Source organism: Candidatus Lariskella endosymbiont of Hedychridium roseum, from assembly GCF_964020185.1.
GTDB lineage: Bacteria > Pseudomonadota > Alphaproteobacteria > Rickettsiales > Midichloriaceae > Lariskella.
Genome location: NZ_OZ026538.1, coordinates 679,623 through 700,984, shown reverse-complemented (window position 1 = coordinate 700,984; position 21,362 = coordinate 679,623). Strand labels below are relative to the sequence as shown.

At 33.5% G+C, this 21,362-nt stretch carries 17 protein-coding genes and 2 pseudogenes; 5 read left to right on the top strand and 14 right to left on the bottom strand.

Translation table 11 applies throughout. The annotated features are described in order from the left end of the window. Positions 1 to 4: 4 nt before the first annotated feature. On the bottom strand, positions 5 to 1,726 hold the full coding sequence (gene argS / locus AACK98_RS03485; protein ID WP_339042320.1) for an arginine--tRNA ligase: 1,722 nt from the start codon (positions 1,724 to 1,726) through the stop codon (positions 5 to 7). A gap of 258 nt (positions 1,727 to 1,984) precedes the next feature. Here argS and AACK98_RS03480 point away from each other — a divergent pair, with 258 nt between their 5' ends. From AACK98_RS03480 to AACK98_RS03470, 3 genes are all read left to right on the top strand, one after another. Beyond that, a complete protein-coding gene (locus AACK98_RS03480) occupies positions 1,985 to 3,256 on the top strand; it encodes an MFS transporter (RefSeq protein WP_339042318.1) in 1,272 nt (423 codons plus the stop codon). A 146-nt stretch (positions 3,257 to 3,402) separates the two neighbouring features. Continuing rightward, entirely contained in the window at positions 3,403 to 3,750 is a 348-nt protein-coding gene (locus tag AACK98_RS03475) for a 4a-hydroxytetrahydrobiopterin dehydratase (protein ID WP_339042316.1), read from the top strand. Continuing rightward, a complete protein-coding gene (locus tag AACK98_RS03470; protein ID WP_339042314.1) occupies positions 3,741 to 4,388 on the top strand; it encodes a queuosine precursor transporter in 648 nt (215 codons plus the stop codon). The genes AACK98_RS03475 and AACK98_RS03470 overlap by 10 nt, the downstream gene beginning before the upstream one ends. A 338-nt stretch (positions 4,389 to 4,726) precedes the next feature. Here the strand turns inward: AACK98_RS03470 and AACK98_RS03465 are convergent, their stop codons facing one another. The 4 genes and pseudogenes from AACK98_RS03465 to tnpA all read right to left on the bottom strand — a co-directional run. Then, the gene (locus tag AACK98_RS03465; protein ID WP_339042312.1) at positions 4,727 to 5,374 is read right to left on the bottom strand and encodes an epoxyqueuosine reductase QueH; all 648 of its coding nucleotides are present in this window, start codon (positions 5,372 to 5,374) and stop codon (positions 4,727 to 4,729) included. A 15-nt stretch (positions 5,375 to 5,389) separates the two neighbouring features. Next, the gene (locus AACK98_RS03460; protein WP_339042310.1) at positions 5,390 to 6,139 is read right to left on the bottom strand and encodes a TIGR02186 family protein; all 750 of its coding nucleotides are present in this window, start codon (positions 6,137 to 6,139) and stop codon (positions 5,390 to 5,392) included. Next, the gene (locus AACK98_RS03455) at positions 6,136 to 7,035 is read right to left on the bottom strand and encodes a sulfite exporter TauE/SafE family protein (protein WP_339042308.1); all 900 of its coding nucleotides are present in this window, start codon (positions 7,033 to 7,035) and stop codon (positions 6,136 to 6,138) included. The genes AACK98_RS03460 and AACK98_RS03455 overlap by 4 nt, the downstream gene beginning before the upstream one ends. 509 nt (positions 7,036 to 7,544) lie before the next feature. Further along, a pseudogene (gene tnpA / locus AACK98_RS03450) lies at positions 7,545 to 7,880 on the bottom strand (IS200/IS605 family transposase); the annotation flags it as partial. 261 nt (positions 7,881 to 8,141) lie between these two features. Between tnpA and AACK98_RS03445 the strand changes: the two are divergent. Together AACK98_RS03445 and AACK98_RS03440 are read left to right on the top strand one after the other, a co-directional pair. Continuing rightward, entirely contained in the window at positions 8,142 to 9,407 is a 1,266-nt protein-coding gene (locus AACK98_RS03445) for a dicarboxylate/amino acid:cation symporter (protein WP_339042306.1), read from the top strand. A gap of 396 nt (positions 9,408 to 9,803) precedes the next feature. Beyond that, positions 9,804 to 10,437, top strand: a pseudogene (locus tag AACK98_RS03440) (integrase core domain-containing protein). A 138-nt stretch (positions 10,438 to 10,575) separates the two neighbouring features. Here the strand turns inward: AACK98_RS03440 and AACK98_RS03435 are convergent. From AACK98_RS03435 to AACK98_RS03395, 9 genes are all read right to left on the bottom strand, one after another. Further along, entirely contained in the window at positions 10,576 to 10,758 is a 183-nt protein-coding gene (locus tag AACK98_RS03435) for a hypothetical protein (RefSeq protein WP_339042304.1), read from the bottom strand. Positions 10,759 to 11,090: 332 nt separating this feature from the next. Then, entirely contained in the window at positions 11,091 to 12,164 is a 1,074-nt protein-coding gene (queA, locus tag AACK98_RS03430; RefSeq protein WP_410519995.1) for a tRNA preQ1(34) S-adenosylmethionine ribosyltransferase-isomerase QueA, read from the bottom strand. A gap of 17 nt (positions 12,165 to 12,181) precedes the next feature. After that, on the bottom strand, positions 12,182 to 12,790 hold the full coding sequence (locus tag AACK98_RS03425) for a ribonuclease D (protein ID WP_339042565.1): 609 nt from the start codon (positions 12,788 to 12,790) through the stop codon (positions 12,182 to 12,184). 801 nt (positions 12,791 to 13,591) lie between these two features. After that, the gene (locus tag AACK98_RS03420) at positions 13,592 to 14,293 is read right to left on the bottom strand and encodes a class II aldolase/adducin family protein (RefSeq protein WP_339042563.1); all 702 of its coding nucleotides are present in this window, start codon (positions 14,291 to 14,293) and stop codon (positions 13,592 to 13,594) included. Between the two features lie 11 nt (positions 14,294 to 14,304). Next, on the bottom strand, positions 14,305 to 15,981 hold the full coding sequence (locus AACK98_RS03415) for a DNA polymerase III subunit gamma/tau (protein ID WP_339042300.1): 1,677 nt from the start codon (positions 15,979 to 15,981) through the stop codon (positions 14,305 to 14,307). Between the two features lie 404 nt (positions 15,982 to 16,385). Continuing rightward, complete coding sequence (locus AACK98_RS03410; protein WP_339042298.1) at positions 16,386 to 17,048, bottom strand: phosphatidate cytidylyltransferase; 663 nt, start codon at positions 17,046 to 17,048, stop codon at positions 16,386 to 16,388. A gap of 23 nt (positions 17,049 to 17,071) precedes the next feature. Beyond that, positions 17,072 to 17,908, bottom strand: a complete 837-nt coding sequence (locus tag AACK98_RS03405) for a uracil-DNA glycosylase (RefSeq protein WP_339042296.1) — start codon at positions 17,906 to 17,908, stop codon at positions 17,072 to 17,074. Beyond that, positions 17,909 to 19,057 carry a 1-deoxy-D-xylulose-5-phosphate reductoisomerase gene (gene dxr / locus AACK98_RS03400; RefSeq protein ID WP_339042294.1) on the bottom strand — a complete coding sequence of 383 codons (1,149 nt, stop codon included), beginning with the start codon at positions 19,055 to 19,057 and terminating at the stop codon, positions 17,909 to 17,911. It abuts the gene before it with no gap. 87 nt (positions 19,058 to 19,144) lie between these two features. Continuing rightward, positions 19,145 to 20,821, bottom strand: a complete 1,677-nt coding sequence (locus AACK98_RS03395) for a DNA repair protein RecN (RefSeq protein WP_339042292.1) — start codon at positions 20,819 to 20,821, stop codon at positions 19,145 to 19,147. Positions 20,822 to 21,362 lie beyond the last annotated feature (541 nt).

The following is a 21,362-nucleotide window of genomic DNA, read 5'->3' as shown; positions in this document are numbered from 1 at the left end:
ACTGCTACATACTCTCTACTGCTTTTATTCCTATAATATCTAAACCAGACTCTATTGTATTAATAAACGTTTGTATTAAAATCAACCTTGCAGCTGTTAGCTCTCTATCGTTTTCTACTATAAACCTAAATTGAGCATTATGGGTTCCATATCCCCAAATTTGATGAAATGTTGTTGCAAGGTCATATAGATAGTATGGAATCCTAAAAATTTCGTAAGACTTTGCAGCACTTTCAACAACCTTTGGAAAGATAGCTATTTTCTTTATCAATGTCATATCTTGTTCAGAAACAAGTCTTTCTAAATTAGCGCACTCTATATCTTGTGTAATCCCAAGTTCTTTAGCCTTTAATAAAACTGAATGTGCTCTTGCGCTTGCGTATTGTATATAAAAAATATGATTATCTTTAGATTGTTCTTTCATCTTCGTGAAATCAAGGTCTATCACTGTATCATTTTTTCTGCTAAGCATTCCAAATCTTATTAAATCCTTGTCGAGTTCAGATAGAATATCTTGTACTGTTAAAAAATTTCCAGCTCTCTTTGACATTTTAAATGGCTTTCCGTCTTTCATTAGATTAACTAATTGATTAATGATGACATGAATTTCAGCTTCATTGTTGCTAAGTGCACTAACGATAGCTTTGATTCTTTTTGTATAGCCACCATGATCTGCACCGAGCAATAGTAACATATTAGAAAATCCTCTGTTCAGCTTATCTAAGTGATAAGCTGCATCTAAAGCAAAATATGTATAACTTCCATCTGAACGCACAATCGGTCTATCAGCATCATCACCAAATTTCGTTGCTCTAAATATTGTTTGCTCTGTAGATTCCCAGTCATCACTAGTCTTAGATTTAGGTGCTTCTAAAACTCCACTATATATTAAATCAGCATCTTGAAGTCGTTTTAAAGTTTCTTCAACTAATCCTTTTTCAAGAATATCACATTTTTCAGACGTAAATTTATCATGAATCACGCCAAGATCCATCATATCTTTGCATATTATCTTCATGATCTGATCAACAGCAAATTTTTTCAATATCAAGTCACGTTCTGCATCTACAATGTTTAAAAGCTTATTTCCATGTAATACTACTAATGTTTTTGCTATGTCGATCAGATATTCACCTGGGTATGAGTTTTGTGCAAGTGTTGCATCTATTCCAAGCTCTTGTTTATATCTTATGAATAATGAGTGAATTAGAGTATCTATCTGCTTTCCAGCATCATTTATATAGTATTCTCTAGTAACTTTAAATCCACATTTAGAAAGTAATTTTGCAAGTGCATCGCCATAAATTGCACTGCGTGCATGTCCAACATGCATAGGCCCAGTTGGATTAGCAGAAACAAATTCTATATTAATTTCTTGATTTTTTCCAATTTTACTATCACCATACTCTTTCTTTGATAAATAGGTTTCGCGCAAGAAGTGTTGCCAAAAGCTATTGGTAAGTTTTATATTGACGAAGCCAGGAACTGCTACTTCTGAGGACAGTACATAATCAGACTTTGATAGCTCTGTTGCTATCGATTCTGCTACTCTCTTCGGAGATTGTCCTGTATGATTTGCAAAAATCATTGCAGCATTAGTTGCTAAATCCCCATTTTTAGGGTTATTCGGCACTTCTACCGTGAATATAAAATTAGAGTTTTGTTCATGCTCAAATTGCAGCAATATATTTGTTATATTTTCGTAAAATATAGAGAAGATATTCATAAAATAGATGGTCTTGTATATTAGATAATAAATGGATTTGGAATTTTTGTGTAATATGATGTCTTTTCAGCATGCTATGCATGTTTATATGCTACATCAAAATAATAGATGCTATAAAAGTAACAAACTTCAGTTTTATGCTAACTACCTACACAATTAATTAGTCGGGTTCTTCGGCCTATTTATCCTTCAAAATGACCAAGATAGAAAGGGTGTAAGGTGTTTTACATAAACTACCAAGAGAGGTAATGAAAAAACATGTCAGACATGATTAATAACATAATAAAATCAAGAAGTGTATACTTTGCTTGGCTTACTGCTGCACTTTTCTTTTTTTATCAGTATGTACTGAGAGTTTCACCAGGTGTAATGCACCATGAACTTAGAACTGAGTTCTTGCTCACAGCACAGCAATTTGCATCACTTGGTTCTATTTACCTCTTGGCATATTCTATATTGCAAATACCGCTCGGTGTGTTGATGGATAAATATGGAGCAAAAATTGTAATTCTTGTTTCTATACTACTTTGCAGTATTGGGTCTATAATGTTTTTCTATGCAAATACGCTTAGTACCATGCAGCTTGCTAGGTTTTTAATAGGTGCTGGTTCTGCTGCTGCTTTTATGAGTGCACTTAAAATAGTTGCAGATAACATGCCACCTGGGAATAGAGCTGTGCTTTTAGGTTTGACACTAACAATAGGGGTTATGGGCGCATTATTTAGCGGTACTATAATAAGTAGCATCCTCACAGTTATATCTTGGAGAGAAATCTATAAGTATATGGCATTTTTTGGTTTTTTAATGTTTATATTTGCTTTCTTTAGCATTAAAAAAAGCATTACTCAGGGACCTATAGTACGCGCAAATATGTCATCTTTTAGTATATCAAGTATGCTTCTTGAAATCTCAATAGTGCTGAAGAATCCTGTTATAGTGATGTATGCAATACTATCAGTTGGACTATATACTCCTCTTTCTGTTCTTGCAGATTTAATGGGAGTTGCTTTTATAGAGCAGAAATTACTTGTGAATAATGTTATAAGCGCACGTACCACAATGCAACTATATCTCGGGCTTGCAGTGGGTAGTATCATGATTCCATATTTATGTGAAAGATATAATATTATCAATCGTGGAATACAAGTATGTGCAACTGGAATATTAATAAGCTTTTGCACACTGCTATATTTCCCTGATCTCTCTTTAGAAGGCGTCTCTTTTATACTATTTATAATAGGTGTCTTATGTGGATCTGATATGTTATGTTTTACAGGTGCGCTTAGAGTTTCTGATCATCAAAATTCTGGTGTGATAATAGGTACAATTAATACCCTGAATATGCTTGGCTGCGCTATACTAGACCAGTTCACTGGTTATCTACTCGATCTTCAGTGGAATCACATATATGATATAAATAATGTAAGAGTTTACTCAGTACAGAATTTTGTTATTACATTTTCGTCTTTGGTAGTTGTTATCTTTATTGCAGTTATTATTTCAATGTTTCTAAGAAGACATGGCAGATAATAATGATTTTATTGAGAGGAATAGTGGAACAGACGGATTATTTAAAATAGTTATTAGTATGTAGGCAGCATAGTATCGTATAAACTTAATTTAAAAATAACTTTTGTCAAATTAGGAAATGTTTATATTATTTTACTAGGTAAGCTATGACCAATATTCATTTACTAGCAGATAAGCAATGTTTACCATATCAAAATGATATAATGCCGCTTAATAAGCGTGAGATCCATAAATTATTAGATCAATTACAAAATCATTGGAAAGTAAATAGTTCTGGACATGTATATAAACGCTATGAGTTTAACAATTTTATAGATGCTATGGAATTTGCAAATAAGATAGCAATTATTGCTGAGAGAGAGAAGCATCATCCAAATTTAAGTATTGAATGGGGAGCTTGCTTAATAGAGATTTGGACGCATAAAGTAAATGGACTAACGGAGAGTGATTTTATACTCGCAGCTAAGATTGAGGATATAACTTCATGCCTATAGCTGAAAAAGTTTATGCTAGCCTTTGTATATTATTCTCCGGGCTGATAATATTAGGAAACTTAGTTTATCAAAAATTCGTTATTTTACATGTACCATCGATTTATACATTCGAGTTATCTGCTGGTGCTATTTTATACCCACTCACCTTTTCGATTACTGATTTAATCACAGAATTTTATGGGAAAGCAAGAGCCAATTTTTGTGTGCGTTTTGCAATACTCACTAACATAGTAATAGCAACAATCATAGCACTTATAGATTATTTACCTGCCACAAGTTGGTCAAAAGTTGATAATCTAACTTTCCACAAAGTATTTGGTTTTTATAGTGTTGCTTTTATAGGTTCTATGATCGCATGTTATGTATCACAAGCAGTTGATATTATGATGTACCTATGGATATATAAGCTTACGAAAGGAAAGCATCTATGGTTAAGAAATAATGGTAGTACATGTATATCACTTTTTATTGATACTACTATTGTTATAGTATTTTTGACAATGTTTAAGGTTTTGCCAGCTGAGCAAATGCTAACACTTATTTTTAATAGTTATGTATGGAAGCTATTTTTCACTATATGTAGCACTCCTATGTTCTACATATACGTGCGCATAATAAAGCTCATATTAAAAAATTGAGTAGCTTGTACCGTTGCGCCAAAAGTCTCGAAAGTGCGCATGAAATGTTGCTTGGACCGCAAAAATAGCGCTTTAAATCCGTAAGAAGTCCATCCGCCAAAAATGAAAATTTTTTAAATTGATGTGTAATATTAGCTTGTAGAAAGACCTTTTGCTAAAGCTAAAGGCTTCAACATGCCTAAGCAGAATTACGAATTTTATTAAAGAAAATTCGCACTTAAGGTTTCAAGTAGAACACTTTTGCAGAGGTGAATTTAAAATCCATAAGGTTTTTTACAAGTATCGGATAAATTATATATCCGAAAATTAGCGCAGCAAATAAATTTTTGATGGATAGACTAATAAAGCTTTTCTTTATAAAACTGTTCACATATTTTTATTTCATTTTTACCGTTTTTTATCCTCCAAGAGTTCGTATCACGCAATGAATATATACAGCCGCAGTATTCTTGCTTATAAAAATTCTCTCGCTTTGCTATTTCATACATCCTTGCACTACCACCATTTTTACGCCAATTATAAGTCCAATATTGAACACCGTCATAATGTGAAGCAGCTCTCTCTCCGCATTCATTAATTTGTTCCATATTTTTCCATCTTGATATTCCCAGAGAGCTTGTAAAAATCGGAAAGCCATTTTCTTTTGCATAGAGAGCTGTACGCAAAAATCTCATATCAAAACACATTGTACATCTAATCCCTCTTTCTGGCTCATTTTCCATACCTTTAGCCCTGGCAAACCAATTCTGCACGTCGTAATCAGCATCAACAAATGATATTCCAAAACGCTCAGCATATCTTATATTTTCACTTTTTCTCATCTCATACTCTTTCAAAGGATGAATATTAGGGTTATAGAAAAAGATAGTAAAATCTATCTCAGATGCTAGCATTGCTTCCATAACTTCACCAGCGCAAGGTGCACAACAAGAATGTAGTAAAACTTTTCCGCTACATGGGGGAATTAATTTTTCTCTAGATAGCATATCAATATATTAAATTCATAAAAAATTCTTAAATAATAATCCAACGAGCAAACTTATCAAAATACTCACAAATACGGCTGCGCCAGCATATAGCAATGGGTTTTGTGTAGCAAGATTATCTAACTTTAAATACAATTTATCTTTATGAACAGAAAATGTTAGGTACTTAATTTCTATAATCTTATTATCTTTAACAGCATAAACTTTTACAGTATATTTTCCTGTAATTGCACTCGCAGGAAGATGTATATCATATACAAACATTTTATCTTTTTTATCTATTTGTGAAACATTTCTAATAAAAAATCCATTCTTAGATTGAATTTTTTGAAACACTCTCTGAGTATCTGCGACATCAAATTTCTTTGCATGATGTGTTATTATCTCATTTAAATACCGTATAAAGTTCGCATTTATTGATTCAGTTAACGATTTTATTGTTTTGTTATTTTTATTAGTGGCTGCAATAGAGTAATATGAGTATACAGAAGGTATTACAATATTTATACTATTCACCCAAAACACTATTTTCTTTTCTTTTTTCCAGATCCTATACGTTGCAAGTGGTCCATAAACCTCAACGATAATATCAATATTATCATCAGATATTTTACCAGATACAGACAAAACCTCCTGCTTGAAGTTATATCCTTTTACAATATTCTTCTGAGACAGTTTTGCAGTGATATTAGATCTTCCTGTAGCATTCTCTGCAAGAGAAGTAATCAATATTAGCGATGCAAGAATGATTCTTATGTTTCTCATTGATTTAAGAATTCAATATGATACAAATCTTTTGGCATCACGAATAGATTTATAGCTACTCTTAAGCAAAGCATTATTATAAGAAATCCAAGAAGTACCTTAAAGGTTTCTTGATTAAACCTAGCGCTTATTCTTGCACCTATATGCGTACCAAAAACTGAGCCGATTATCAATGCAAACGATAATACAATATCGAGACTTTGAGAGGTCATAGCATGCAAAATAGTTGCAAAAATTGCAGAAAAAATTACATGAAACTGAATTGTTCCAACGGTATAACTTGGCATTGTCCCAAGTATATGCAGTGCCATTGGAAGCATCAAAATACTTCCACCTATACCAACAAATGATAGCGTAAAACCTCCAACCATACCAACTAATAATGGCAATATCACGCTAATTTTAGCTCTAATACTTGGAAAATAGACACACAAAATACGAATATGTTTAGCAATATTTGATATTTGTGATTCAGGCAATTTTATTTTCTTATATTTGTAATATATTATTCTTGCTGCATCTTTTGCAGCAAGAAAGCCTGCTATACTTAGAGTTAAAACTAGACCAATTGATACAAAAAGATCCACATGACCCAAGAACGATAAGAGAGAAAATAGCCATATACCAGTCAGAACACCTATAATGCTACCACAAAGCATCACTAAGGAAAGTTTATAATCAACTAAAGCACGTCTTGCATATACAAGATATCCAGAAAAAGATGAGGCAATCATTTGATTAGTTGCAGTCACTATTGCAACCTGCGGCGGAATCCCTATAAAAACCAATACAGGAACACAAATCATACTTCCACCTATGCTAAACATGCCAGATAGGAGACCAACTCCGAGTCCCAGAGCAATGAGTACAAGAACGTTAATACTTGTCCCAGCCACTGGCAAATATATCTGATATATGTCCTGCAAGGCTTCCTCCTTCCTCTTTTGCTAAACTACTTTCAATATAAAATCTTTCTAATAGTTAAACACAGCAACAAACCACTTGTATATATTCTAAAATTTGTACTGTGACAAAGCATTATTTTTTATATTATTCTAAAATGATTTTACAGTTATCATACACTAAGCAATAATGGCATACTATAGGTTGAATATTAGAACAGTACTAAAAGGTTGTTTGTGATACTTACAAGCAATATACTACCATTTTGCTGTAAAACTGCTTTGTATTAAAAATGCTCAACTATTCATGTTAAATTGTAAACTATTAAAATAACTAAAATAAAAAAAATAGGATTATAAGAGCTAAAGTAGTGCGCGATGATAATAAAATAAGAACACTTTGTAATTTATTAATTATAATAAAACTACTATTTAATCAATTACTACCGGCTAAAGCGCGGTAGTTTGTGTAACGCTTGCAAAGCAGATTAAAAGCGTAAACGCTAAAACTCTGATATTCTAAAATCATCTTTTTTGTGATGTTCCTCATGCTGTTCTATATATTTTTGCACTTCTTCTGAATTCACATTGCCAACTTCCTGTAGCAACTTACGACTACTTATACCTTTAATATATTGCACAGCTTTAGATATTGATATACTAGGCGGAACCAATGCTAATATATGTACGTGATCAGGACTCATACTACCACTAATTATATTTATGTAATTAGCAGCACATATTTCTCGGATTACTTCCCTAGTTCTAATCGCAACTTGCCCAGTTAAAACTCTATACCTATACTTAGTACAAAATACTATATGATACTTTAGGTCATATAGGCTGTGGGATCATCTCCTATATTCCATTCGTCCTCCCTTAGCACATTTCCTAGATAACTAATACTAAAGTGTTCGCCTAAAGGCGAGGGTGTTAACCATATCACATATAACTACATAAATATATAAGCTAAAAATGCTTAGTATAAAGTAAAAATTGACTATTGCATTCTATATGTTGCAATTTAGTTAATCTTATGATAGTTATCATGTGTTTTTAAGTGTTGTTTTACTATAACTAAACGTGATTGAGGACGTTACATGCGATTTGCAATATTTAGGTTATCATCTTGGCAACAAGTTTTGATAGGACTTGTTCTTGGTATTGTAGTAGGTGTTGTATTCAAACATAACGCTTCTGTTTTAGGCTATTTAGGAAGTATATTTCTTAATCTAATCAAGATGATTACAGTTCCAATGATATTCTTTGCAATATTATTTGGAATTACAAGCGTAGAAACCTCAATTGGATTATACAGAATTAGTATGAAAGCATTTGCCGCTTTCTTTATTACCTCTGTTTGTGCTGTTGCAATTGGAATAGGAGCTGCGGCTATTTTAAAGCCTGGTTCTAATGTCTCTCCTTCGATATTAGACGCATATAGAACCGCTACACCACAATCGTTTCAACCTCAATCAGATTCGACGATTATGGATATGTTAATCAATATAATACCAACCAATGTTTTTGAGGCAATGGCAAGTGGTAATATACTGCAGGTTATACTTTTTGCATTTTTTGTAGGAGTTACACTCAATATAAAGCATAATGAATGTGCTAACTTAATTAAGATTTGTCATGAAATAGCAAAGATGCTTTTTCAAGCTGTACAAATGATTATGAAAATTGCTCCGATAGGAGTGTTTGGCTATATGGCATCAATGGTTGGAAAAGAGGGAATAGGCATAATATTCTCGCTTGGTGAACTTATGATCACTATCTTTTTAGGATGTTTAGCACAATATATATTTTTTGGTATTTTAATAATCGTCTGGGGAAAACTTTCTCCTATACCATTTTATAAGAAAGTATTTGGTTGTCAAATGATCGCTTTCTCCACAAGTAGTTCAAAAGCGACTCTTGTTCCTTTGATGCAAGTTGCAGAAAAAAATCTCGGAGTTTCTAGACAAAATAGTAGATTTCTATTACCACTTTCAGCAGCTCTCAACATGGATGGTGGTGCGATATATCAAGGAGCGTGTGCAATCTTCTTCGCTCAAATGATGGGTGTAGATCTTTCTTTTGCGAACTATATGACGCTATTTTTTATGTGCACTTTTGCATCAATTGGTGGGGCTGGTATCCCAGGTGGAGTACTACTATTTTTAGGAATGGTACTGCATTCTGTAGGACTACCAGTAGAGGGTGTATTACTTATTGCAAGTGTCGATAGAATATTAGATATGGCTACAACACTTTTAAATATTACTGGATGTGCGTGTGTGACACTTCTTGTTGATAAATCTGAAAAAACACTCAATATAAAATTATACAATTCCAAATCTAAACCAAATACGCAAAATTGATGATAATGACCTCATATAATTGCGTGAATTAATTTGTATAATTTATTGTTAAAATAGTACGCGCGCCAAAAGTCTCAAAACAAGCATGAAATAGCACCCCGAGTGTCAAAATAGCACTTTAAATCCGTAAGAAAATGTTATAATAAACGCAAAAATCTTACGGATTTTGTGAAAGCAGTGTTTGCGCGCGGCACAGGACCAATTAATATATCCAAAAATTAGCACATTGCCGAATCCTGAGCTGTATTAGTCGACATTTTATCTTACATTTAGTAAATTAAATTAGTTATTAAATGGAGATAAGCAATGAACTTAAATCAAAAAATCATCAAACCGAAACTAGGTTTACTTGAATTGGCAAAAAGCCTTGGTAGTATATAATCTGCATGTAAGGCAATGTGTTATAGTAGAGATAGCTATTACAGATTTAAAGAACTATATGAAACAGGAGGAGAAGAAGCGCTATACGAGATAAGTCGCAAGAAGCCAATAATCGCTAATAGAGTAGATCCTGCAGTAGAAAAAGCAGTAGTTGATATGGTATACTGACAAAACCGCGGTTACTGCTGCTGATATGCTAAATGATCGAGTGTTACCATGGTATGAGAGTCAAGGGATACCGATGCTTCGTATTCTTACAGATCGTGGAGGAGAATATAAGGGAAATATAGAACATCATGCTTTTGAGTTATTTCTCAGTATAGAAGGTATAGAGCATACAACAACTAAAGCATATTCACCTCAAACTAATGGTATGTGTGAACGTTTTAATAAAACTATAAAACAAGAATTCTTTGATACAGCTATGCGTAAAAAGATTTATACATCATTGGATGACTTGCAATTAGATCTTGATATTTGGTTAGAATATTTCAACAATGAAAGACCTCATTCTGGTAAATATTGTTATGGAAAAACACCTATGCAAACTTTTTTGGATAGTAAAAAGTTAGCTGTGGAAAAGAATAATGAAATCTTGTATCTCAGTTACATATCTGACAGTCAAAACTTAACTGACAAGCAGATATAAAATTTATAACTGTCTGTAAGATCAAATCTTGACTTCTATATGTAATTTGTGAACTAAAGATCTAATTTTAGATTTTAAATTTCAAGCTATATCCACTCTATAACACTTTCAACTTCATTGACTAAATACAACAAATGCTCAGAATATAGAGCTATTAACTTGTTCCATTAAATACTGTATATTTGATTTGCCGGGCTTCAACAAACTCGCTAGATTCTTTGCTTTATTCACGCTTATAACACCACCATTTTCGTTGATCACACCATTTGATAGCCTTCTGTGACTCTTACTCACCGTCACTTTATCCTTAATCTGTGACATGATGCCCTCCATTAACAATTAGCCTAATTTTCATATCTTAAATATATATCTGTAAAAAATTACAAAATTATGAATAGCGAATTCTATAGGCCTATATATCTTAAATACAGCAGTCAGCAGGACTTGTATTATAGCTAAGACTGTCTTTAAGACTAGAATATCTGTTTCACTCTGACAAAAATTTTTATTAATTAACTGCTCGCGGATATTAATTATTGCGTATGTTTTCGTAGTAAAAACTTGAGATACGCTCAAGCAACTACCGCTATAATCAAATTGATTTTAATATTAACGACTAAAAAACAAATGATCAAGAAGTATTTATTTAAATGCTATGAACAAAATCTTTCTATATAACATGCATCTCCATACGAAAAAAATCTATAACTATTTGATATTGCTTCACTGTAAAGAATGCCCATAAATTCTAAACTAGTAAACGCAGAAACCAATACAAACAATGTAGATTTAGGGAGATGAAAATTTGTAACTAATGAATCTGCAACACGAAATTCATAACCAGGTTTAATAAATATATCAGTTTCACTAGAGTGAGTTGGCATTACCATACCAATAGCATCTGCTGAACTTTCCAGTGCTCTTAATGTTGTTGTCCCTATACAAATAACCTTTGAACCCCTTTTTTTTGCCATATTTATAGCACTTGCAGTATCATCACTGATAGAAAAGCTTTCAGTATGCATGCGATGTGTGTTTATGTCATCTGTTTTAATTGGCAAAAAAGTGCCAAGGCCAACATGAAGAGTCACAAATACTATTTCAACCCCAATATCTCTTATCTCTTGAAGCAACTTGGTAGTAAAATGTAACCCAGCTGTTGGAGCTGCAAAAGATCCTAGCTCTCTTGCATATTCCGTTTGATATGCCTCATTATCAGTAGCTTTGCTGCTTAATATGTTGCGTTTAATATATTGAGGCAGAGGCATCATCCCATATCGTTCAAGATTATGAAATATCTGCGCCTCACTAACCATTAAAAATTTAATATATATTTCATTGTTAGCACTTTCTTTATATACTACCTCAGCTTTAAATTCGCCACCTTCATCAAAATATAATACATCCCCAAGCGCTAATTTCTTAGCAGGCTTAGCTAAAATTTGCCATAATAAATCGCTATTCTGTATTTTTTTTACGAGATTTATAGTAATACTATTCCCTTCACAATTCTGTTTGCGCGCGTGAAGCAAAGCTGGAATAACCTTGGTATCATTCAATACCAAAACATCACCTTTTTTGAATACTTTTTTTATATCATAGAATATGCCGTGTTCAATCTTCCTATCTTTGGTGCCAAAAATTAACCTAGAAGTATCTCTAGGAAATACTGGCGCTTGAGCTATTAACTCACTTGGCAAGTCAAAGTCAAAGTCAAAGTCTGACAAATGCATTTGAAAAACCTTTAGTGAACAAATATATCGTCTGCCCAACCTAAAATATCTAGCCTCGCTCTATGTGGCAGGAACTCAAAACACTTCTTAGCAAGATCGACTCGCTTTTCACGCACAAGCATATCATCTAATATTACTCTTATACTATGTAAATGCAGCACATCATTCGCTGCATAATTTTGCTGTTCCTTGGTTAAAGCTTGCGCCCCCCAGTTACTACTCTGCTGCTGTTTTGAAATTCTTATCCCAAGCAACTCGTTACATAGCTCCTTTAAACTATGATGCTCAGTGTATGTTCTTGCAATTCTAGACGCAATTTTTGTACAGTATATATTTGAAAAATCAATATTTAAGTAATATTGCATTATTGCAATATCAAACCTTCCAAAATGGAATATCTTAGTACGCTCAACGTCACTTAACAATGCTTTCAGATTCTTACAATCATATTTATCTGATGGAAAATGTACTATATGCACCCTGCCATGTTCGTCTGCAATCTGCACGACACAAAGCCTATCACGCCCTATTCTAAGACCCATTGCCTCTGTATCTACAGCTATATCACCAGATATATCAAGACCATCTGGAAGATCATAAACATGATATTGTATGTTCATAAAATCTCTACTCCGCCAAAATTTTCTTTCAAGCATACCGTTTGATTTACCTTCAAAAGACATACCATTTATATATAAAACCATGACTTTTCAATAACGCATGGCTTTCATAGCTAAACTAAAACTCTTCCACACTTCTATTATTTTTAGCATTTAAAAGATAACAAGCAGAAACCATGCCCATAACAATAGCAAATATAGTAGAAATTTCTCTTTAATTAATCTCCAATCCTTCTTCCAAACTCTTTTCTAATATCACACAAATCATAAAATACACTATAAATAAGCAACAAACCTAGTCTATACGTCAAAAATCGATTTGCGTGCGCAAATAAATTTTTGTGGAAAGTTAAATGTATAAAAATTAGCCCTGAGGCATGACCCTGAACTAATTTTTGAATATATAATTTGTCCTGTACCTAGCAAATACTACTTAGAAACTGCAGGCAAAACCACTTGCACAGACCTTTTTAGCCTGATTTTCAAGCATCACTTCGTTAATTTCTTTGCAAATATACATAATATTTGACTCAAAAATTAACTGGCACTCTAAAAAAATCCTCGCGCGTATATTTATGAAGGCAGTGTCTAGAGAATGCTTAATGAACAACTTCAGAATTATAAGCACATCATACTATTTTTTTATTGCAAACAAAATCTACATGCTAAATATAAGATTTTTCACTGTATATTAATCATACTTTTCAAAATTTGCACCTAAATTCTTCCTAACTCTTTTTGAAGTCTAACTTCTTGCATGCATAAGTTAAATACCAACTCTTCATTTACGTGAGGTATATATCACAAATTTCTGATCCATGCATCAAAATCTCTTCTACCAAGATCTTTTTCAAACGTCAGAAGATCTGATACTGAATTAACGCATAATTCATGAGAAGGCATGAGCAATTCCTGCCCACTACCAAGCGCAAGACACTGTGTTTTACAAGCTTTTTCCAAATGATAAAGAAAAAACATTGCTTCATGTATGCTCTTTGTGCAAATAACTACACCGTGATTGCGTAGCATCAGTATATTTGAGTTACATAAAGCACTGGCAAGTAACGTTCCTTGGTCATTGGTTAACAAAAGCGAATCATAGTCATAATATTTAACATTTTCATAAAAATGCAAAGCCCATTGACTAATTGGTAAAATACCACATTTCATAGCAGAAACTGCTATTATACTTGGTGTATGAACGTGAAACACTGCTTTCACATCTTGACGTTGCTTGTAAATAGAACCATGCAGTATATAGCCTGTTGTATTAATATGCTCCTCTATGCCACTTTTTACTTCGCCACTAAATGTGATATCTAATAAATTCTCCTCTCTAATTTCAGAAAATCTTAGCCCAAACTTATTCATAAACATTATACCAGACTCATCTTCTGATCTTGCAGAAAGATGCGTATATGTATGATCATCAAGCTCAAGCTTAGCTATAATTTGGTATGCGTATGCTAAATCCCTTTTGATAATATTATCACTCTGCACTATACACCGTTCATTTATTTAAATTCTATATGAGAAACTTTAGAGCCTGGAAATTTTTGCAATATATGCTGCACCAATGAACTTTGTATCACATTGCTGCGCATTTTCTCATTCTGTAAATTTTCCAGTTCTGTTAGAGAACGAGCAAAATCATCACTTTCAATTTCTACTCTCCACTTTTGTTTTGTAATATCACATATTTTTTTTTCAAGTAAAGAAGCAATATTGTTATTTGCACCATTCAAAAGCGTTACTCTAATTACATGTTCTGTGATTGAGTTTACAGATATCTCATTTTGCAATGCATAACAAAGTACCATTTCATTATGATCATATAAAATACTTATTAGATCATTTGCATTTGTTGGATCAAAACTGGTGTATTTCGCTAAATTATCGCTTAAAATATCAACATCCTGCGCATTATTTTTATATTCAACAACTGCGCTCTGCGTGCTGCACGCAGAATCAAAATCGCGATCATTCCGTTTCATATTCTGCTCTAACGAACGTTGCTGATTTTGCTGGCTACTGCTAGTTTTAAGTCCGTTTAATATATCCTCTGGTGTTTCCAAAGTATTTGCATAAGCAATTCTGATTATCACCATTTCAAGAGATTCAAATGGAAGCATAGAAATGCTGATCTCTTCCATACCTTTCATTAACATCTGCCAGATTCTTGAGAGAAAAATTATATCTAGTGACCTGGCAAAACTTTCCATATATCTCTTATGCGTCTCAGAGTTGCTTCTTTCACAAATCTTACCATTAGTTTTCGAAAGTGTTATATCATGCACAAGCTCAAGAAGAGCACGAATGATATGGACAGGATCAACTCCTCTTTCATATAAAGACGATGCAAAACTCAAAGCAACAACCACATCACCACGTATAACTGAGTCAAAAAGCTCATAGACTGCATCTATTCCACCAAGACCTAACATCTCCTCAACTATTTCTTTTGTGACGTTTGTACATCTGCTAAGTGCAATTGCTTGATCTAAAATAGAAAGACCATCACGAACAGAACCATCTGCAGCTTTTGCCACCATGTAAACAGCTTCTTTATCTATAGAAACTCCTTCTTTTAAAGCAATTTCCTCATAATGCTTTACTAAATGCTCAACAGAAATTCTTTTTAAGTAAAATTTCTGACACCTAGATAGTATAGTAAGTGGTATCTTATCCATTTCGGTTGTTGCAAAGATAAACTTTGTGTGTGCTGGTGGTTCTTCTAGTGTTTTAAGCAATGCATTGAAAGCACTGCCAGATAGCATATGCACCTCATCTATGATGTAAATTTTATTTCTAGCTGAAATTGGTTTATATGCAACATTCTCTATAATAGCACGAACATCGTTTACACTTGTATTGCTAGCTGCATCCATTTCTACAACATCTGGATGTCTTGATTCTGAAATCGCAACACAGTTGTTACACACACCGCAAGGTTCTTTACTTGGTATATTCAAATCACCAGATGGACCTATGCAATTCAGAGCGCGTGCTATTATCCTTGCTGTAGTTGTTTTACCAACACCACGAATTCCAGTAAGCAACATCGCATGTGGAATTTTGGAGTGGTTTATCGCATTTGTGATGATACGTACAAGTACATCTTGACCTATCAAGTCAGAAAATAGCTGCGGACGATACTTACGCGCTAAAGCTTTGTAGTAATGACTTTCCATAAATTTAACACTGTATTATATACTTTATACTTATTTTGTTTAGTGCCAATCATTTGCACTTTAATCTCTTGACATTGTATTTCCATTTTTCTTTACATATTTCTTAAGCAAATGGAGATAGCGGTGCAAGTAGCACCAAAGCTACATGTTCTCTCCATCATAACACTCAAAATGGAAGATTGATATTGGTTGCAAGCAATTATGACGCATCTAAATCCAGCAAAAAAAGTGGCAAAATTGCCAAAAATCTTATGGATTTTGTTATGCACTATCTTCATAAGTGCCTAAAGTAGTATTTGCGAAGTACAGGACAAATTATATATCTAAAAATTAGCGTAGGACCAGGACTTTAAGCTAATTTTTGTACATTGATTTACGAAGCAAATCAATTTTTGACAGACAGACTACATGACAGAAAGAACAAGACAAACAAATATCGCAGCGAGCATAAGCCCGTCCATCCTATCTAGCATGCCACCATGCCCAGGAAGAATATTACCGCTATCTTTCACCTTTACAATTCTCTTTACAAACGATTCCAACAGATCTCCGCACTGCGCAACAAAAGCCGTAACACCGCTCAAAAATATATATCTTGGTGTAATAGACGGCATTATCGCTGTCATACACGCACCAACCAAGACTGCAAACGCACATCCACCTATAAGACCCGACCAAGTCTTTGTTGGACTAACAACAGGTAGAAGTTTTGGCCCACCTATTATATTACCAAAAACATATGCCCCAACATCAACTGACCATACAGTTAAAAAAAGCCAATAGGAAAGTTCCATACCAAATGGCTCCACATCACGAATAGCTATGATACAAACTGAAGCTATAAGTATATAAGTTACTCCAAACGCACTAAATATTACACTCTTTATCCTTGAAAATTTTGCTCCTGCATGAAACGATATATTCACCATCTCGATCATCATTACAGCGCATATTCCAAGAATCAAAGACTTGAATAATATACCACCACTCCATATTGTAAATAATACAACAGGCGCAAGAACAAGTGTTGTGATTGTTCTCTTTATTAAATTCGCTGCATTTTGCATAAGCTCTTTTTAATTTTTATATGTTATATTTTTGAGATCAGCTCATTCTTTATCTTTAGCACATCAAACCACATAGCTTTCTTTTCACTTGGTTGTCTTAGCAGATATGATGGATGTAATATAATTGCTGTTTTGATATTTTTTTCCAAATAGCAGTTTGTATAATCAAAATACTGTGATTTTAAAGATTTCATCGACTGTTTAAGGTTTAACAGCGATTCAACTGCTGTACTTCCAACTAGAATTATCAATTTTGGATTGATAAATGCTATATGCCTCTCTACGAATGGACGGCATATGGCGATTTCCTCAGGAGTTGGCCTTCTATTTCCTGGCGGCCTCCAAAACACAGTATTTGTTATATAGCAATTCTTACGCCTAGAAAGACCTATAGATTTTAATATATTATCCAGCAGCTTCCCACTCTGACCGCAGAACGGTATTCCATATAAATCCTCCTGAGCACCAGGTGCTTCACCAACGAGTAAAATATCAGAAATAGTACCATCTCCAAGAACTATATTCTTGGCAGCTCTTTTCAAATCACAACCTTCAAATTTCTTAATAGCATCATAAAGCTCATCTATATTTGATACTTTATCTGCAATTCTTCTACTTTCTGATGTTATCCTATTTTCACTTATAGTACCCACTTCTAGCACTTTATTAACAATTTTCTGCTGTGCCTTTCCATATCCCTGCATACTGTTTGATTCCTTATTAAGCTCTTCTGCTGATTTCAACACGCTTGAGTAAGCAGCACTTGAATCTTGAATATGCTGACTTTTCGTCTGATCCTGCGGAGTCTTGTTATAAAATAGGTCAGCACCGATATCATTAAACCATTCTAATTTTCTCATCTAAAACATATCTCTTATATGTTGATCAAGCCCGATAATATCTTCTATTAAAGATACAGAATTTGGTCTCTTTGCTACTTCCAAAACCTTTCTAATAAAACCTATAATTTCTAGAAATGAAATTTTGCCATTTAAAAACATATTTACTGCTATTTCATTTGCTGCATTTAAAATAATGCATGCTGCAGGCCCTTCATTTAATGCAGAAATTGCCAAATTAAGTAGTGGAAATTTTTGAAAATCAGGCTGCAAGAAACTGAGTTTCCCTACCTCTATTAAGTTTAATGGTTTTGGATGCCATTCTAGCCTTTCTGGATATAAGAATGCAAGCGAAATTGCTGTCTTCATATCTGGCACGCTCATATGCGCAATTGTAGAGCCATCCTTATAATGTACCATACCATGCACAATAGATTCAGGATGCACAAGTACTTCAATTTTACTTGATGGGAGATCAAATAGAAGCGCAGCTTCTATCACCTCAAGTCCTTTATTCATGAGTGTTGCAGAATCCACAGAAATTTTCGCCCCCATGCTCCAGTTTGGATGTTTAACAGCTTCTTTTGGAGTCACCTTAGCTAATTCTTCCATACTCTTATTTAAAAAAGGACCTCCCGACGCTGTGAGCGTAATTTTCTCCATCTGTTTAGATTGATTAGAAGCTCCAGAATTTAAAATCTGAAATATTGCACTATGCTCTGAATCAATTGGTATAATCTTTGTACTATGCTTCTCAGCAAGACTCAATATTATGCTGCCTGCACAAACTATACTCTCTTTGTTTGCTATTGCTATTTTTCTAGTATTTGGAATACATCTATAAATCGGTTCAAGTCCTGCAATTCCTGAAATAGCGGCTATAGTAAGATCGTGCTGATTCTTTACAACATCAAGCAAAGCATTTCTGCCTGCTAGCACTTCAATTCCAGAGCCAAAGAGCAGGTCTTTTAACTCACCGTATTTACTTTCATCATAAATTACCGAATATTTCGGTTTATGCTTCAGGCTCTGCTCTGCAAGTTTCTGTGTATTACTACCGCCTACTAATGTTTCTACTTGAAAGAGCTCTTTAAATTCCTGCATTTCTAAAAGCTCAAGTGTGCTGGAACCAGCAGAACCGGTCGCACCTAATATCATTATTTTTTGCATTTATCTCTTAGTATAGTATATCTAGTCAACATATTGAATCCGAATTGCTAATAAATAACACAATTGTATAATGCATTACATTATGCATCAAGCTGAAATGAATAATTTCTGCGCAGCAGCAATTGCTTCTTCTGTAATACTACTGCCTGAAAGCATTCTTGCGACTTCTGATATACTGTCAAGCTTGCTAAGCTTATTTACTGTTACTTTTGCTGCCTCGTTTGTTTGCTCTTTCTCCACTAAATAATGATTATTTGCATACACAACGACTTGTGGCTGGTGCGTTACCACTATAACCTGCTTTTCTTCAGAAAGTTTTAAAAGTTTCTTTCCTACGTTACTTGCAACCTTTCCCCCTATTCCTGAGTCTATCTCATCAAAAATTATTGAAGTAACACCTTTATTTCCAGAAAGTGCAACCTTATATGCAAGCATAAATCTTGATAATTCTCCACCAGATGCTATCTTACTAAGCGCACCAAATTCACTATTTGAATTAGTTTTTATTAAAAAGGTGACATTATTAATTCCGTTCTTCTTTGCCTCTTGAATATCTAGTTCATCAACCTGCACTAAAATATCTGCTTTTTCAAGATTAATATGCTGAAATTCTGCTAGAATCTTGCTTCTTAACTCAAAAGCTGCAGTTTTTCTTCTTTCAGATAAAAGCTTTGCTTCACGCAAATAATTACCTTGTGCATCTTGAAGCTCTTTGCTTAAGCGTTCAATGATTGAGCCTATGTCACATATCATTTCATATTGCTTTTTAGCATACTCCAAAAATTTATTTAGGTCATTGTCTGTGACTCTGTATTTCCTAATTAAATTTCTAAGCTCAAAAAGTCTATTCTCTATGAAATCAAGATCTTCATTAATAATGAGTTCTGATCTTTTGTGCTCAACTGTATTACTAAGCTCTTGAAGATCAATTCTGATAGCTTCAAATTTTAAATTAACATCAGAAAAATAATCAGGAAACCTAGACAAAGCCTTTTCTATAGCACATAACTGACTTATTACACCTGTTCCTGGCATATCTAATATTGAAGTTGATTCCAGAGTAGCTTCTAATATCTTTGTCTTAGATATTAAGACCTTACGTTTCTCATCGAGTAATGCTTCCTCTCCCACTATAGGCATGAAAGCTTCAATTTCATCTATGACATGCTTTAGGTAAGCTTTTTCGCTTTCTGAAGCTGCTTGTGTAGCTATAGCGTTATTTAGCTGCTTCTTGATGTTTTGCATAGTATCGAAATATGCTTCAACATCCTTTAGTATTTTTTCGTTTTTTGAGAACAAATCTAATATATTAATATACTCTCTTGGATCCAGTAATTGCTGGTTCTTATGTTGACCGCAAACTTCAACCAAATGTGAACATATTTGTCCTAGTTGCCCTATATTAATTAAACTATTATTTAGAAAAGCTCTAGTTCTTCCGTCAGGATTAATCACTCGTCTGATGATTAACTCGCACGCTGTGCTAAGCGGCTTTGCTTCTATACCTAATTCTAATAAAATATCGCGCAAATTCTTGTTATCAAGTAAATCAACCTCGATTTCCACAGTGACAACAGCCGCCTTATTTTTGTCTTTCAGGAAATGTACCCCACCTTTATCACCAAGTGCAAGACCAAGCGCATCTAATATAATTGATTTTCCCGCTCCAGTCTCTCCACTCAAAATGCAAAGTCCGAGATCAAACTCTATGGATATATTTTCTATAAGAACAAAATTCTCTACAGTTAGTAAACGTAACACCATTTATAAATACTTTAAAATATATCTCTAATAAATTAAGAGTTGGTATTTAACTTGCATACATATGAAGTTAGACTTCAAAAAGAGCTAGGAAGAGCTTAAGGGAGCATTTTTGTGTATAATCAATACATAACGAGCAATCTTTAATGCACCAATTTTGAAAAGTATGACTAAGATACAACTAATATATATTCATAAACACTACTTTAGTTGATAAGCTCAACCAAAAACCCTATCATATAAGAAAAAGAAATACACTATAAGTATACTATTCATACTTTTCAAAATTTGCGCCTTTAAAATGCGACTTATGTAACTCGAGCTGCCGATTGATAATCATAGTGTATGGCAGATTTTTTAGCAATAGCACTGTTAATAAGGCATTTGTGTAATGATTCTTTTGAGTACGATAATTCCGCACATAATACTTTTACATATTTGCAAAGAAACTAACGAAGTAATATAGAAATTAGGCTAAAAAAGCTTACACAATGACTTGATTAACAGGATAATACATAATAAATGCTAACTCTTCATTGACCTA

Excerpts from the sequence above, each read along its gene's own strand:
- AACK98_RS03435 (WP_339042304.1), bottom strand. The coding sequence starts at position 10,758 with ATGTCACAGATTAAGGATAAAGTGACGGTGAGTAAGAGTCACAGAAGG.
- AACK98_RS03470 (WP_339042314.1), top strand. The coding sequence starts at position 3,741 with ATGCCTATAGCTGAAAAAGTTTATGCTAGCCTTTGTATATTATTCTCC.
- dxr (WP_339042294.1), bottom strand. The coding sequence starts at position 19,057 with ATGCAAAAAATAATGATATTAGGTGCGACCGGTTCTGCTGGTTCCAGC.
- AACK98_RS03465 (WP_339042312.1), bottom strand. The coding sequence starts at position 5,374 with ATGCTATCTAGAGAAAAATTAATTCCCCCATGTAGCGGAAAAGTTTTA.
- AACK98_RS03410 (WP_339042298.1), bottom strand. The coding sequence starts at position 17,048 with ATGCAAAATGCAGCGAATTTAATAAAGAGAACAATCACAACACTTGTT.
- AACK98_RS03415 (WP_339042300.1), bottom strand. The coding sequence starts at position 15,981 with ATGGAAAGTCATTACTACAAAGCTTTAGCGCGTAAGTATCGTCCGCAG.
- AACK98_RS03445 (WP_339042306.1), top strand. The coding sequence starts at position 8,142 with ATGCGATTTGCAATATTTAGGTTATCATCTTGGCAACAAGTTTTGATA.
- AACK98_RS03475 (WP_339042316.1), top strand. The coding sequence starts at position 3,403 with ATGACCAATATTCATTTACTAGCAGATAAGCAATGTTTACCATATCAA.
- AACK98_RS03395 (WP_339042292.1), bottom strand. The coding sequence starts at position 20,821 with ATGGTGTTACGTTTACTAACTGTAGAGAATTTTGTTCTTATAGAAAAT.
- AACK98_RS03460 (WP_339042310.1), bottom strand. The coding sequence starts at position 6,139 with ATGAGAAACATAAGAATCATTCTTGCATCGCTAATATTGATTACTTCT.
- AACK98_RS03480 (WP_339042318.1), top strand. The coding sequence starts at position 1,985 with ATGTCAGACATGATTAATAACATAATAAAATCAAGAAGTGTATACTTT.
- AACK98_RS03405 (WP_339042296.1), bottom strand. The coding sequence starts at position 17,908 with ATGAGAAAATTAGAATGGTTTAATGATATCGGTGCTGACCTATTTTAT.
- AACK98_RS03425 (WP_339042565.1), bottom strand. The coding sequence starts at position 12,790 with ATGAACATACAATATCATGTTTATGATCTTCCAGATGGTCTTGATATA.
- argS (WP_339042320.1), bottom strand. The coding sequence starts at position 1,726 with ATGAATATCTTCTCTATATTTTACGAAAATATAACAAATATATTGCTG.